At 32.6% G+C, this 15,904-nt stretch carries 8 protein-coding genes and 1 riboswitch; all 8 genes read right to left on the reverse strand.

The window, feature by feature from the left end:
* Nucleotides 1–869, reverse strand: an 869-nt coding sequence (locus CN692_RS22970) for a protease inhibitor I9 family protein (RefSeq protein WP_179874528.1), incomplete at its 3' end; no start/stop codon positions are given.
* A 447-nt stretch (nucleotides 870–1,316) separates the two neighbouring features.
* Complete coding sequence (locus tag CN692_RS27085; RefSeq protein ID WP_098121451.1) at nucleotides 1,317–5,501, reverse strand: S8 family serine peptidase; 4,185 nt, start codon at nucleotides 5,499–5,501, stop codon at nucleotides 1,317–1,319.
* A gap of 604 nt (nucleotides 5,502–6,105) precedes the next feature.
* A complete protein-coding gene (locus tag CN692_RS22980) occupies nucleotides 6,106–10,299 on the reverse strand; it encodes a S8 family serine peptidase (protein ID WP_098121452.1) in 4,194 nt (1,397 codons plus the stop codon).
* Nucleotides 10,300–11,125: 826 nt separating this feature from the next.
* Complete coding sequence (locus CN692_RS22985) at nucleotides 11,126–13,030, reverse strand: APC family permease (protein WP_098121453.1); 1,905 nt, start codon at nucleotides 13,028–13,030, stop codon at nucleotides 11,126–11,128.
* A 155-nt stretch (nucleotides 13,031–13,185) separates the two neighbouring features.
* Nucleotides 13,186–13,320: riboswitch (cyclic di-AMP (ydaO/yuaA leader) on the reverse strand.
* Between the two features lie 165 nt (nucleotides 13,321–13,485).
* Nucleotides 13,486–13,668, reverse strand: coding sequence for a hypothetical protein (locus CN692_RS22990; RefSeq protein WP_098121454.1), 183 nt, complete (start codon nucleotides 13,666–13,668; stop codon nucleotides 13,486–13,488).
* Nucleotides 13,669–13,777: 109 nt separating this feature from the next.
* Nucleotides 13,778–13,966, reverse strand: a complete 189-nt coding sequence (locus CN692_RS22995; RefSeq protein ID WP_098121455.1) for a hypothetical protein — start codon at nucleotides 13,964–13,966, stop codon at nucleotides 13,778–13,780.
* 110 nt (nucleotides 13,967–14,076) lie between these two features.
* Complete coding sequence (locus CN692_RS23000) at nucleotides 14,077–14,265, reverse strand: hypothetical protein (RefSeq protein WP_098121456.1); 189 nt, start codon at nucleotides 14,263–14,265, stop codon at nucleotides 14,077–14,079.
* A 268-nt stretch (nucleotides 14,266–14,533) separates the two neighbouring features.
* Nucleotides 14,534–15,829: an arsenic transporter gene (locus CN692_RS23005; protein WP_098121457.1), complete on the reverse strand. Its 1,296-nt coding sequence runs from the start codon at nucleotides 15,827–15,829 to the stop codon at nucleotides 14,534–14,536.
* Between the last annotated feature and the right edge of the window lie 75 nt (nucleotides 15,830–15,904).

Consider the following 15,904-nt stretch of genomic DNA (forward strand, 5'->3'; position numbering starts at 1 on the left):
TGTCCATTTTCATCATGTGTTGCTTTATAAAGATCAGGATGGTTGTAATCAATACCTGTATCTAATACACCCACTTTAACCTTTTGACCAGCGCGCGGACCTGATTTAATGATACCAGTGTTACCATCAGCTTGAAGTTTATCAATCCCTAAATAAGTAAGCGCTGATGTTGGTTTGCCAACAGATTTACTAGTTGCTGTATTTTGGGATTTCCCTTCATCTGGTAAAGAATATTCTACTTCAGGCCAAACAGACGCAACATCAGGACTTTCTGCAAGCTTTTGCACTAAATTCGCTGGTAATGTTAAAGCAACCCCATTAAATGCATCTGTAAATTCTCGAGTAATACTGATTCCCGTATTAACAGTTTTCCCGCCAACAATTGTAGTTTTAGGTTGTGTATTTAAAAAGCTCTTAAAATTTGCATGTGAATCGTTAACTTTATTTTTAGCATCTGTATACTCGCTATCAAAAGCTTGACTATTTGCAGTTGCTCCACCTTTAGCTAATGATTGCTTAATAATTTGTATTTTAGCTGGATCTTGTTTAAATTGAACAATTACATTAACTTTTTTTGTACCGATTAAATCTTTTTTATCTACGTGGATTTTCTCTGCATCATCAGCCCCAGTAAGTTTATTAATATTTTCTTTTTGTTCAGCAGTAAGTCCGTCAAGAATACGGTTTACTTCACTAGCACTAAAAGAATTACTTGATGATGTTTGCTGATTAATTTTTGTCTCAGCAGTGTTTCCACTTGCATAACTATGAGGTATTACAACGTTTAAAAACATTGAACTCAACGCAAAGATCGACATAATCTTTTTCGTTGGCCTCTTACTCTTACTAGACATTTTTCTCTCTTTCATAATTTCCCCCCCAGTAAAAATAAATACTAAATTCCAAGTTTTTGCCCAAATTCTGATAATTTAAGTATTAAAATTTTTCTAAACACTTAAATTACTTAAATATTACTCTATGTTTTGCTTGTCTTGTATTGGGGAAATTTAGCGATTTATACTTCATTTTTTTTTGTGTTTAAATAGAAAAAATGTAACTATTTGACATATATTGTAGATATTTAGCCAAAAACACCAAAAAAACATCGAATTTTATGTAAAATTAGAAACTTTTGACAATTTAAAACTTGGGGGAATTTGAGGTTTTTCATTAAAAAAATTACAAAAGTTTAAAAAGTCGGAAAATTCCTAATTTTAACAAAAAAAAAGCTATCAAACTTTTAATAAAAAAAGAATGATAGCTCACTAATACGTTTATAATTTTTTTAATTACATCTTAATAAATAATTAATTTTTTTATTTTATACCTAACTGAGTTAAAACATCGTCAAGTGTTACTCCTTTATATGCCGTTTTCGCTTTTGGCGGATTCGGAACAGTAGCATTTTGTAAACCAAAGTTTTTAACTACATAATCCATATCCTTTTTATTTACAACGCCATCAAAGTTAAAATCAGCAGAAGCTTTGTTTGTGTTCCAGTAGGTCTGTACATTTATTGCATCTAAAATATCGATCACATTATCTTTATTTGTATCACCAGCTGCTGCCGTTGCTAAGTTAAACCCTAGTCTTTTACCTAGCTGCTCTCCTCGAATTTCATCTGACAATACTAAAGATTTATTCATTGTGAAATGACCAGGTACATCAACTGTTACTTTATATGGTTTTGAATCAGGTTTAATACCTTCTACAGCATAGCTACCTGTTTTGTTTACAAAGTAACCATCTATAACATTCCCATCATAAGAAGTAACCGTTACTTTTGCACCGATATTTTGTTGATTGATTGCAGTATTTGTTTGGTTAGTTGCTGGATTTATTGTACCTTCTAATTTCATTGCACCTTCTAATCTTGAATAAGTTTGTTTTAAATTTAGTGCTTCCATGTAAGTATAGACTTTATTATTTACAACATTTGATTGGTCAATTGTCGTTCCAGTAAACTCCATATCAAACCAGTTTACAGGGAAGTTTTGCCAATAACGATTACCTGAAACTAAATCGAAATTAACTAATTGTAAATCTTGTGGTAAAACTTTGTCTCCTAAATAGTTGAATGTAATTGTATAAGTTGTCTTTGTTTTTCCATCAGTTGTAGATGAAACTGTCACATTTGCATCACCGTATTGTTTAACTGCATCACTTACAACAACATTTTTTATAGTAGCTAGATCCTTTCCATCTACCATCATGACTGGAATATTGATTTTTGTTGTTTTTAAGTTTTTAATATTATTCGAACGAAGTGAATAATTGATTGTATCTCCTGTTGAAGCAGTCTGTTTATTTGCTTTTAAATAATAGTAAGGATAGTTATTAGCTACAAAAGAAACCCTTAACATTGCTGTAGCATCTGATGTGAAGTTGCTAGCTGCATCCATTCCATAAAATTGAACTTTTAATGGAGTCGTTCTTTTTTGAACTAGTATTTTGTCTTTGTAATTTCCGTCTTTGTCCGTATTAATTGGGTCATATGGAAACGGACTATCATAGAAGCTTACAATACTATTTTTAGATTGATCTACTGGAATACCATATTGTTTTGCTTCATCTATCTCAGGATCATTTAAATTAATATTAAAGTTATATAAAAACTGTCCTTTTGAATCGAATTGGCTATCGTTATATTCAATTACCTTTTGATCTAATGAATCAAAACTTGATGTCATAATTGGTGCAGCCTTTTCATACATAAAATCTGTTGTTTTGACAAATGTTTTTCCTTGATCATTTGTTCCAATCAATCTTAATTTGTAGTGCCCTGTTTTTGCTAGAGTAATAAAATTACTGATGGGATTTTTCGGGTCACCTGTAAATGCATAATAAGCTCCTTGAAATCCAGCTGAGTTTGTATAAATTCTATTTTCATCAAACTGGAAACCATCAAATGAACCAAGCATTCCTAAATCTTCCCCAGTTGTTGCATCTTGAATTACTACATCTACATACTTCATATGCGATTTTAATGTAAAACTATATCCCATATAAGGAACTGCAAAATCTGGCCAAGTAACATCACCTGAAAACATCGGATTTGTAATCGTAAATGAATCTATTCCTTCATTAACGACTCTTCCACCGAAAGGAATTTGGTATGTTTCCGTTGGATCTGCCGTATTGGTAAAGACAATATATCCTTCGTAAGTTCCTTTCTCAGCTGTCTTCGGAATGTTTAAATTAAATTTAATATTTTTTGAACTAATTCCGTTTAATTTAACTGAAGTTGGACCAGTTAACGTTACATTATTTTTTGCGGCATCTAATGAGCCCCTTAAACCAGTTTGGAAGTTAACATTTACAGTAAATGTTTTTGCTTTTTCACTTCGATTTTTCAATGTAACCGTACGATCATCAGCAACATCTTGATCATTAAAACTGTATGAACCGAAGCTCATGCCCCCTGTTAATTCCTTGATCGTCTTTTGTTTTCCTTTATCATTCAGTGTAGGTGTTTTGTCATTTACCTCTAATTCTACATTTGAGTGAATTGCTTCGTACGCATCTACTCTTCCGCTTCCAACTTCAAATACACTATAGTTCTTTGATAAAGGATCTGCTGTATTCATTAAAATTGATTTTACATCTTCAGGTTGTAATCCTTTATTTGCCTGTAATAATAACGCTGCTACACCAGCTACATAAGGCGTTGCCATTGATGTACCTGATAATCTTGCATATGCATATTTATAATCGTCTGTTTTTGTCCCATCTCCTGTTTTATTATTAACATAAAATGGAACTGTTGATAAAATTGATACACCTGGTGCAGTTACTTCAGGTTTAATATCATAGTTTACACGAGATGGACCTCTAGAGCTAAATGTAGCTAACTCATCTCCAGCTGTTTGTAATTTTGTATAATCACCAAATGTAAAATTATTTTTCCCAGCTTTTATTGCAGCTAAAATTGCTGTTCCCTCAGCATTTGTTACTGAAAATGACGGAACTGCATCAACAGACTCCCCTAAGAATGCTTGAATATCTCCTTCAGCTTTATTAGCTTCATCGTTGTACATGATAACGCCGACAGCACCTCTAGTTTTTGCATTTTTAATTTTATCGATTAATGCATTCGTTCCTCGTTTGATGAAAGCGATTTTTCCATTTAAATCTTTTCCGTTGAAATCAGCTGCTGTTCTAGCTAGTCCAACATCAACTAGCTGATATGTTTTTCCTTTTAGCAAAGTTACATCATCAGTATAATTTCTTGCTAATTGTCTTAAAGAATAATTAACATCATTTTGAACTCCAGTATATTGATAAAGATCAAGTGCTATGGATGATGCACCAACTGTTAGTGGTAATGCCGCGGCTCCAGGTGCACCTAGCGTATACAATTGATCTCCTGTATTACCAGCTGCAATTACAGTCGTTACGCCGCTCAGTACTGCATTGTTTACTGCTACAGAAGTGGCATAAAGTGGATTATTATATGTAGCACCAAGTGACATATTTATTACATCCATACCATCTCTCACTGCACGTTCAATACCTGCAATTATGTCTTCAGTCGATCCTACGCCATATGGTCCAAGAACCCTATAAGAATAAATATCAGCCTCTGGTGCTGCTCCAACTGTTTTAAATTCACTATCATTTTTACCACGGCCACCAATAATACCTGCAACATGTGTACCATGTTCTGTATAGTATGATTCACTACCACTTAACTCTGCTTTACCCGATTTTTTCCAATCTGCATAAGTCGTTTCCATCGGATCGCTATCATTATCGACAAAGTCGTATCCGCCTTTAAAGGCATCCTTTAAATCTGGATGATGATAATCAATTCCCGTATCTAAGATTCCTACTTTAATTCCTTTTCCTGTAAACCCTTCTGCATGTAATCGATCTAAGCCGTCATATGGAGCGTAATTCCCTACATTTGATTCGTCAGCTTTTAATTGGTCCGCGTCTTCTGCTGGTGGATCAATTGAAATTGACTCATTGCTCCATACTGTTTTAACAGCTTTTGATTTTAATAGATTTTTAATTTGGTTAGCGGGTAGGCTTATAGCAACGCCGTTAAATACAGTTTTATATGAACGATTAATTTTATAATCTACTTCTTTATTTTTATCATCAACTAAAATTTCTCCAACATCTTTATTAAAAGTTGTATGATCTCCATCAACTAATTGTGTTGCTTCAGTTTCAGTTAATGTTTGCCCTTGAACGCTTGCTTCAATTTGAGCAACCTTCGCCGGTTGATTAGCAAACTGTACGATGACCGAAGTTTGTTTAGTCGAATTTTGATCAATGTCTGAAGAAATTTGAAGTCCTGTTTCTTCATTAGTTGAAAGTTGATTTAATGCAGCTCTTTGTTGAGGAGTTAAATTTGCAAGTAGATCCTCAACACTAGAAGTTCCTGCAGCCTTTGTTAGATTCATATGTCCTAAAGAACCTATAATAAAACTAGATGATAAAGCAACTACAGATAAACCTTTTACAAATTTATTATTGTATGACTTATTCCCCATTTTTACCCTCCATGCGTCTCTTTAATACATACGTATCTGTCCAAGATTAAAGATACTTTACAATTCAGAGTTTTCGATCCCACTAAATACAGCATCCTTCACTTACAAACTACCTATGTTAATTCTATTATTGAAAATAAAGAGATTGGAGTAAATTGGGGAAAATTGAGAAATTTAGGTTGATTCATAGACCAGAATTCTAATGTTATTTTTAAAATAATTGTCGATTAATCTAATTAATTGTTAATCTTTCTTACTCTTTGTAAGTCTTTCGGAAATTTATTTTGTAGTTTTTTGAAGAAAAATATATTTTTTTGGTTGGGGGAATTTTTAAAATATTTTCAATCTTTAGATAAATAAACTTTAATATGTACTTAAAAATGAATAGATAGTCCTAGCAGTTTCTGTTTTTTTTATTTGCACCTTTCACATTTTTATTTGCAGATTCCCAATTTTCATTTGCACTTCAATTTTTAAACCCAGTTCTTTTTTCTTATTAGCACCCTCTACACATCTCAAACTTTTATCATACTCTCCATCTAAATTATGATAAAAAGAGAGTTGCCCCAACAAGTTATACTTTGGGGCACTCTCTTTCTAAGAATTATTTTAAACCTAATTGAGTTAAAACATCATCAAGTGTTACACCTTTATATGCTGTTTTAGCTTTTGGTGGATTTGGAACAGTACTATTTTGTAAACCATAGTTTTTAACAATGTAGTCCATATCCTTTTTATTTACAACACCATCAAAGTTAAAATCAGCGCTTGCTTTGTTTGAGTTCCAATATGTTTGTACATTTAATGCATCTAAAATATCGATTACATTATCCTTATTTGTGTCTCCAGCTTTCGCTTGAGATAAGCTAAAGTTTAATCTCTTACCAATAACTTCTCCTCGAACGTTATCCGACATCACTATATCCTTATACATCGTAAAATGACCTGGTACATCAACTTTTACTGTATATGGTTTCGTATCTGGTGTTAAACCTTCAATAGTGTAGCTACCATTTTTGTTTACAAAATAAGCATCAGTAACTTTTCCATCGTAAGAAGTTGCAGTAACATTTGCACCAATCTTTGTTTGGTCTATTGCCCAATTTGTTTGGTTGTTAGTTGGATTAATTGTTCCTTCTAAACTCATTGTTCCTTCTAATCTAGAAGTAGTTTGTTTTAAGTTCTTTGCTTCCACATAAGTATAAACATTGTTTGTTACCGTATTTGATTGATCAATCGTCGTTCCACCATAAAGCATTTTATATGCATTTAAAGGGAAATTTTGTGAATAACGTTTTGCCGTTACTAAATCAAAATTTATTAGTTGCAGATCTTCAGGTAAAGTTTTATTTCCTAAATAGTTAAAAGTGATTTCATAATTATGATAAGATACACCGTCAGTCGTAGATGAAACCGAAACATTTGCATCACCGTATTGCTTAACTGCATCACTTACAACAATATTTGAAACAGAAGCTAGGTCTTTGTTATCTAACATCATTACTCGAACATTAATTTTAGCTGTTTTTAAGTTTTTCATATTATTTGAGCGAACTGAATAATTGATTGTATCCCCAGTTGAAGCTTCTTTCTTATTTGCCTTTAAGTAGTAATACGGATAATTATCAGGTACAAATGATAATCTTAACATCCCTGTTAAATCTGATGTAAAGTTTCTTGCCGCATCCATCCCATAAAAATGAACTTCTAACGGACTTGACTGCTTTTTAACTATAATTTTGTCAGAGTAATTACCGTTTTTATCTGTATTTATTGGATTTGAAAGATACGCGTTATTTATTGCATCATATTGGTATGCAACTTTATTACTTGACTGATCAAAAGGCATCCCCACTTTGTTTGCTTCATCTGTCTCAGGGTCATTCAAGTTAATGTTAAAATCATACAAAAATTGTCCATTTGTATCAAATTGACTATCCTTGTATTCAATAACGTTTTGATCTAATGAATCAAATGATGTAGTCATTTTTGGAGCACCTAATTCATAGATGAAATCTGCTGATTTAGAGAATGTTTTCCCAAAATCATTAGTTCCGATCATTCTTAATTTATAATGTCCCGTTTTAGCAATAGTAAGAGAATTACTAATTGGATTTTTCGGGTCACCAGTAAATGGATAATACGCTTTATTGAATCCTGTTGAAACACCGTAAACAGTGTTTTCATTTAATACGCGACCATCAAATGATGCTAGTAATCCGAGATCTTCACCAGTTGTTGCATCTTGAATTACTACGTCTAAATATCTCATATGTGATTTTAATGAGAAACTATATGACATAGCAGGTGCAGCTAAAGTTCCAACCGCAGTATCTCCAGAATACATTGGATTACTTATATTTAGAGAATCAAAACCTTCATTAACAACCCTTCCACCAAATGGGATTTGGTAAGTTTCTGTTGAATCAGTAGTATTTGTAAAGACGATGTAGCCCTCATATGTTCCTTTTTCAGCTGTCTTCGGAATGTTTAAATTAAACTTTATATTTTTTAAACTAATTCCACTTAATTTCACTGATGTTGGTCCAGTTAGTGTTACACCATTTACTGCTGCATCCTTAGACCCTCTTAAACCTGTTTGGAATTTAACATTCACATTAAATGTTTTTGCTTTTTCACTACGATTTTTTAATGTAACAGTTCGTTCATCCGCTATATCTTGATCATCGAATCCGTATGAACCGAAGCTCATTCCTCCTGTTAATTCTTTTACTTCTTTTATTTTACCTTTTTGATTTATTGTAGGAGTTTGATCATTTACTTCAAATTCAACATTCGAATGAATAGCTTCATAAGCATCAACTCGTCCACTTCCGATTTCATATACACTGTAATTTTTTGATAATGGATCGGCTGTATTCATTAAAATTGATTTAACATCAGCAGGTTGTAAATCTTTATTTGATTGTAATAATAATGCAGATACTCCAGTTACAAAAGGAGTAGCCATTGATGTACCAGAAAGACGTTCGTATGCATATTTATAGTCTTCAGCATGAGTCCCATCTGCAGTTTTATTGGTTACGTAAAACGGAACAGATGACATGATTGAAACACCTGGTGCAGTTACTTCTGGTTTAATATCATAATTAACTCGAGATGGTCCTCTTGAACTAAACGGAGCCAATTCGTCACTAGCCGTCTTCATGATCGAATAATTTCCAAATGTGAAGTTTGTATTTCCTGCTTTAATTGCAGCTAGGATTGTATTTCCTTCACTGTTTGAAACTGAGAATGCAGGTATTGCATCAATCTGTTCACCTAAGAATGATTGAATTGGGCCTTCAGCTTGGTTTGCTTCATCGTTATACATAAGTACTCCGACTGCACCTCTAGTCTTTGCATTTTTGATTTTATCAAGTAATGCATATGTGCCGCGTTTAATGAACGCAATTTTTCCATTTAAATCTTTACCAGTAAAATCAGATGCAGTTCCAGCCAGCCCTACATCGACTAATTGATATGTTTTTCCTTTTAGTTGAGTAAGATCATCACTGTAATTTTTTGCTAACTGTTGAATATTGTAGTTTACGCCATTTTGCACTCCAGCGTAGCGATACACATCAAGCGAAATCGATGATGCTCCAACTGTTAAAGCTAAAGCAGATGCTGCAGGTGAACCTAGTGTATAACTTTGATCTCCACTATTTCCGGCCGCAACAACAGTCGTTACACCACTTAAAACCGCATTGTTAACGGCAACTGAAGTAGCATACAAAGGATCATTTAGTGTGTTCCCTAATGACATATTGATTACATCCATGCCATCCTTCACCGCTCGATCGATTCCAGCTATGATTGCATCTGTAGTTCCACTACCATAAGGTCCAAGAACACGGTAAGAATAAATATCCGCTTCTGGTGCAGCACCAACCATTTTATATTCACTATCTGCTTTACCACGACCACCAATTATTCCAGCTACGTGTGTACCATGTTCTGTATAATATGCACTTCCATTGTTAAGCTCAGGTTGTTTTGATTTTTTCCAATCCGCATACGTTGTTTCCATTGGATCATTATCATTATTTACGAAATCATAGCCACCTTTATATGCATCTTTTAAATCTGGATGATTATAATCAATCCCAGTATCTAAAATTCCTACTTTTATTCCTTTACCAGTAAATCCTTCTGCATGTAAACGATCTAAACCATCATAAGGAGTATAGTTTCCTACTTTTGATTCATCAGCTTTTAATTGATTATTATCTTCAGCTGTTGGTTCAATTGAAAAAGTTTCATTACTCCAAACATTTTTAACTGCTTTTGATTTTAATAGATTTTTTATTTGATTTGCAGGTAGACTCATAGCAACGCCGTTAAACGCATTTTTATATGAGCGATTAACCTTGTAGTCTACTTTTTTATTATTTTCATCAACTAATATTTGTCCAGCATCTTGATTAAATGTTTCATGATCTTGATCAATCAAGTTTGATGCTTCATTTGTCGTTAATGTTTGCCCCTCAAGATTTGCTTGAAGTCGAGCAACTTTTACAGGTTGATTTGCAAACTGTACAATGACTGATGCTTGTTTAGTTGAGTTTTGATCAATATTAGGTGAAATGTGAAGACCTATATCTTCATTCGTTGAAAGTTGATTAAGTGCAGCTCTTTGTTGTGGAGTTAAGTTTGCTAGTATATCTTCTACCTTTGAAAAACTAGCAGCTTTTGTAAGATTTAAATGACCGATTGAACCAAAAATAAAACTAGATGAAAGTGCAGCTACAGTTAAACTTTTTACGAGTTTACTGTTGGATGATTTTTTCCCCATTTTTTTCCCTCCATGCCTTTTATTACATATGCTAGTGTAATAGAACAACTGTATTTTTAATTTAATTGCTACTAAGCACAATTTAAATTTCATTAAATACTGCGAGTTTTCATTACATGTTACTTATGTATTTATAATTATTATTAATAGCGCGAATTTTGTAAATTGGGGGAATATTCCATTTAATAATGATTCAAATCAAATTTCCATTGGTTTTCTACTTGAAGAATTTTGTCGGATGGTTGTTTTTTGAAGAAAAAAACGTTTCATTTAACGATTGTATAATTAATTACGTCATTTTTTGTCTATTAATGACGAATAAAAAATTGGGGAAATATTCATAATAACATCAGTTTATATAAATTTATGGTTATAAAAAAGACATAAAATTCTATTTTTTTAATGTAAATCTAAGAATATTATGATTTTTTTTTTGCTTCTTTTACCATTTATTGTAGAAAATTTTAATTTTTTGATTACCTTTTAAATAATCCTGGATATTGAAAAATAAATTGAAGATACTCATGGAAAGTTCACGTGATCGTAAATACTGCGAATATGAAAATTGCATACTCATAAAGATTCATGAGTTAAGAACTGAGTCCTAATTTGATTTTTTTTAACTCATAAGGGGTTCATGAGTTAATTAAAGAAAGGTAATTTGATTTTTTCAACACAAAATGGGGTTCATCAGTTATTAAGTTAGATGATATATGAATTTTTTTAACTCATCAGAGGTTCATGAGTATTCAAAACTAAGAAAAGAGCCCACAAAGGGACTCTTTTCTTACTTCCATAATTGCTTTATCTATTGATATTCAAAACTCTATTTTCTCAAATGATAAGGAACTGTTGTAATAACTACATCCTTCTGTCTTATCAGCCATAATCGAAGTAATAGTGCTGTTTGATTGTGTAGAAGATTATGCCACCATTTTTTAGGAATAAATTGCGGTATGACAATTTGAACGTGACTATCTGGTTCGTTTCCTTCTATTAATTTAATGAATCTTGAAAGAGGTGCCAATACTGAACGATATTGGTTTTTTAGAACTACTAAGCGGCATGGATTCCCCCACTCTTCCCACTTTTCTTCCATTCTCTCGACCGATTCATCATCAAAACCTACATAAACTGCGATTGGTTCCGTTGAAATACCTTTTGCAAATGATAATGTATTATGAACAACTCGATGAGTACCTGAAACTAATACGATAGTTACAACTTTATTTGCTTCTGGTTTAAAAGTACTCAAATCGATTCGTAATTCGCTAGCCACATTTTGATAGTGTTTATAAATCGCTATTGAGAAGAAAATAATTGTTGGAATAACAACTAAAACAACCCAAGCACCATCAACAAATTTTGTAACAGCAAATATAACAGTAACAACAGATGTTACGATTAATCCGATTATATTTATAGTTAGTTTAACTTGCCATTGCGGCCCTTTTACTCGTCTCCATCTCCTTGTTAAGCCTAATTGAGCGATTGTAAAAGATAAAAATACGCCAATTGCATACAATGGAATCAATGCATTTGTATGAGCTTGGAATGCGATGATTAAAATACTTGCTGCTGCAGCAAGTGCAATAATACCATTAGAATAGCCTAAACGATCTCCACGGTTTGTAAATCCTCTAGGTAAAAATCCATCAGCTGCAACAATAGCTGCTAACTGAGAAAATCCTGTAAATGTAGAATTTGCTGCTAAAATTAAAATGATAAATGTAAACCATATAATTACTTGATAAAGAATTCCATGACCGAAATAAACTTTGATTAATTGAGATAACATTGTATCATTTGGATTTGGTGATATTCCGTTTACATATAGATGATATGCAAAACCTAAAAGTGTGATCGAAGTTAGTACGCCTAAAGCTATATATGTTTTTATAGCATTTTTTTGTCGCGGCTCTCTAAAAACTGGTACTGCATTTGAAATCGTTTCAATTCCCGTTAAAGCAGAACATGCAGAACTAAATGCTTTTAATACAAGTAATATACTTAATCCATGTGGTACTGTACCAAATGTAGGCGTATGATGCTGTATAAAACCATGTTGGAATTCATCAAAGAATCCAGTAAAAATTAAGAGTAACATACAAATCATAAAGCCAAATGTTGGCCAAGCAAAAATTCTTGCAGATTCCGCAACACCACGAAGGTTAACAACTAATAATAAAAATACACAAAAAATAGCTAAAACTGTTTCATACGGTGCAACGGCTGGATATGCAGATGACACTGCTTCAAGTGCCGCGGATACTGAAACGGCAACCGTTAAAATATAATCAACAAGTAATGAACTTGATGCGATTAACGAAACCCATCGAGGTTTAAAATTATCTTTTGCAATCGCATATGCTCCACCACCACTAGGATACGCTAAGATCCCCATAATATATGAAAGAATTAATAGTCCCAATAATAAAACTGTCGCGATTGTAATCGGTATGATATACCAGTGTGCTTTCGCCCCTAAACCCATTAACTCGGTCATTCCCGCTTCAGGTCCATACGAAACAGATGAATACAAATCTGCTGCAAGAATCGGTAACGCAATAAACCAAATCAATTTATTATGCTGAGCATGAATCTCTGCAGTTCTCATTGGTCTACCTATAAATACTCTCTTTACACTGTTGAAATTAGCAACTGAATAATAAATACCAAAAACCGCTAAAATAAATAGTCCAAGTTCTATATAATCGGACGGATGCTGCATGAATTTCTCCCCTTTTCTTAAAGAAAACCTGTTGTTTGGCGAGCTTAAGTCGAGCAAACCTACTCTTTTAGACTCTTTTTCGCTGCCGATATATCCATTTTTACACACAAAAAAACACTAAGCTTTACTTAGTGTTTACAAACAATACTAAATAAACCCCCTTCTTTAAATGCTTACGAGGTTAGCTGTCGGATTCGGGATTAAAGAATACCCCTACCTTTACAAAAAAGGATTCACCCCAATAAAGAAATGGTTCCCCCGCTCTTTTTAAGATTAAGCAATTACGGTTATGAATTAGAAAAATATAGAATTTAAATGTAAATATATAACTTCAGGCTAGTTTTGTAAAGAGACTTTTTTATAAATTTTCATTAAAAATGATAATAGCTCAAAAAACATTAGGCTTTCTTACATCTTTTCCTAGAAGCTAATTCCCTGTTTTAATTAATCCCGTACTATCGATTCCAAAAGATTTGTTGTGACTTACTAGTTACTGAAGTGTTAGTTAATACGTTTTGTACCTCAGCTTGATGAAATGTTGAGACCTTATTATTCACTTCTGACATATTCGTTTCGTACCCTGTCAGTAAAATAGAAAATCCACATCCTACTACTAAAGATAAAATTACTTTTTTCATTTTGCTTTCTCCTCTCAGATTTATTCAAATAAAAAAACCATGACCTATGGCCGTGGTTTGACGTTTTCGTTTTTAAACGTAAGACCAGAACTCTTGGATTCTCCACTAATTAGCGTGTTTGATTCCAAACGATTTCTTTTGATTGATCAACTGTTACCATGTTTACTAACATGTTTTGTACCTCAGTTTGATTAAACATTGAGATTTCTTTATTCACTTCTGATTTGTTTTTTTCGTACCCCGTTAGTAAAATAGAAAATCCACATCCTACTACTAGTGTTAAAATTAATTTTTTCATTTTGCTTTCTCCTCTCAAATTTTTTTCATATAAAAAACCATGACCTATGGCCGTGGTTTAACGTTCGTTTTTAAACGAAAAGACCGGCTCAATGGAAAATTCACGACTATTTAGCGTGCATGATTCCAAACGATCTCATTTGATTGATCAACTGCTACCATGTTAGTTAACACGGTTTGTACCTCAGTTTGATGAAACGTAGAGACCTTTTTATTAACTTCTGACATATTCGTTTCGTACCCTGTCATTAAAATAGAAAATCCACATCCAACTACTAAAGATAAAATGACTTTTTTCATTTTGTTTTCTCCTTTCGCAATTTTTCATATAAAAAAACCAAGACCTAAGGCCGTGGTTTGACGTTCGTTTTTAAACGTAAGACCAACTTTACCATGATAAAAATCACTCGTCAATTGGTGTTTTTTGGTACTTTCGATGTAAACGATTACTTGTAATTCTTCATTTTTTCTAGTTTATTTTTGGTAATCGTTTACATAAATATTAACTATTTATAGAGACAACTGACATTCAAAATAATAAAAAGACAACTAATAAAGTTGTCTCAAGTTAGTGTATCCTTAGGCTAATATAAAGACCTAATAACGTAACCAATAATACTGGGATCGTTATAATAATTCCAATCTTTAAATATGTTTTATAAGAAATTTTAATACCTTTTTGCGATAGTACATGTAGCCACAATAGTGTTGCTAATGATCCGATCGGCGTCATTTTCGGACCTAAGTCTGATCCGATTACATTAGCATAAATAAGTCCCTCTTTTATTAATCCTGTTATGTGTGTATTTTCAATTGCAAGTGAAGCAATCATGACTGTAGGAAGATTATTCATAATAGCCGATAGAATAGCAGAGATAAATCCCATTCCTAACGTTGCCATTAATAAGCCCTGATGAGCAACGGAATGAATGATTTGGCCTAAAATATCTGTTAAACCAACATTCTTCAATGTATAAACAACTATATACATACCAATTGAAAACACTACAATTGTCCATGGCGCTTCCTTTAAAACTTTTTTCGTATTAACAGCTTTACTTCTTTTCCCCAAAAATAAAAAGATCATAGCCGCAAGTCCTGCGATAAATGAAACAGGAACATGTAGTAATTCACCGATAAAATAACCTGCTAATAACAATAAAAGTACTAACCAAGAAATATAAAACATTTTTTTATCTTTTATTGCATCCTTTGGAAGCTTCAAATTCCCAAGATCATAGTTTGTCGGAATTACCTTTCTAAAATAAAAATATAAAACCAATATACTGGAAACTAGAGAAAAGATATTTGGAATGATCATTTTACTCGTATATTCTAAAAAACCAATTTTAAAATAATCTGCGGTGATAATATTCACTAAATTACTAACTATAAAAGGTATGGATGTTGTATCTGATATAAAGCCACTAGCAATAATAAATGGAAAGATCATCTTTTCATCCAATTTCAAGCTACGGACCATAGCTAGTATAATTGGAGTAAGAATTAGCGCTCCGCCATCATTCGTAAAAAATGCGGTAACAAATGCGCCAAGAACATTTATGTAAACGAACATCTTTACACCGTTTCCGTTCGCAGCACTTACCATGTGTAGTGCAGCCCATTCAAAAAAGCCAATTTCATCTAGTATTAATGAAATAATAATAACAGCTATTAATGCAAATGTTGCATTCCAAACAATACTTGTTACGATAAAAACATCATGAAAATCAACTAATCCTAACAATAAAGATAAGACTGCTCCACCAGATGCGATCCAACCAATTGAAATATTTTTCGGTTGCCAGATGACTAAAATAAGAGTGATGATAAAAATGAATAATGCAAGAATGATTGAAACCAATTAACTAAACAGCCCTTCTAATTTTACTTTAATTTTTCAAATTTATTATCGCATGAACAATTAAATATAATCTAC

The sequence above is a fragment of the Bacillus sp. AFS002410 genome, from assembly GCF_002556365.1.
Lineage (GTDB): Bacteria > Bacillota > Bacilli > Bacillales > Bacillaceae_G > Gottfriedia.

What these genes read in the sequence shown, in the direction of transcription:
- CN692_RS27085 (WP_098121451.1), bottom strand. Translation starts at nt 5,501, where the DNA reads ATGGGGAATAAGTCATACAATAATAAATTTGTAAAAGGTTTATCTGTA.
- CN692_RS22980 (WP_098121452.1), bottom strand. Translation starts at nt 10,299, where the DNA reads ATGGGGAAAAAATCATCCAACAGTAAACTCGTAAAAAGTTTAACTGTA.
- CN692_RS22985 (WP_098121453.1), bottom strand. Translation starts at nt 13,030, where the DNA reads ATGCAGCATCCGTCCGATTATATAGAACTTGGACTATTTATTTTAGCG.
- CN692_RS22990 (WP_098121454.1), bottom strand. Translation starts at nt 13,668, where the DNA reads ATGAAAAAAGTAATTTTATCTTTAGTAGTAGGATGTGGATTTTCTATT.
- CN692_RS22995 (WP_098121455.1), bottom strand. Translation starts at nt 13,966, where the DNA reads ATGAAAAAATTAATTTTAACACTAGTAGTAGGATGTGGATTTTCTATT.
- CN692_RS23000 (WP_098121456.1), bottom strand. Translation starts at nt 14,265, where the DNA reads ATGAAAAAAGTCATTTTATCTTTAGTAGTTGGATGTGGATTTTCTATT.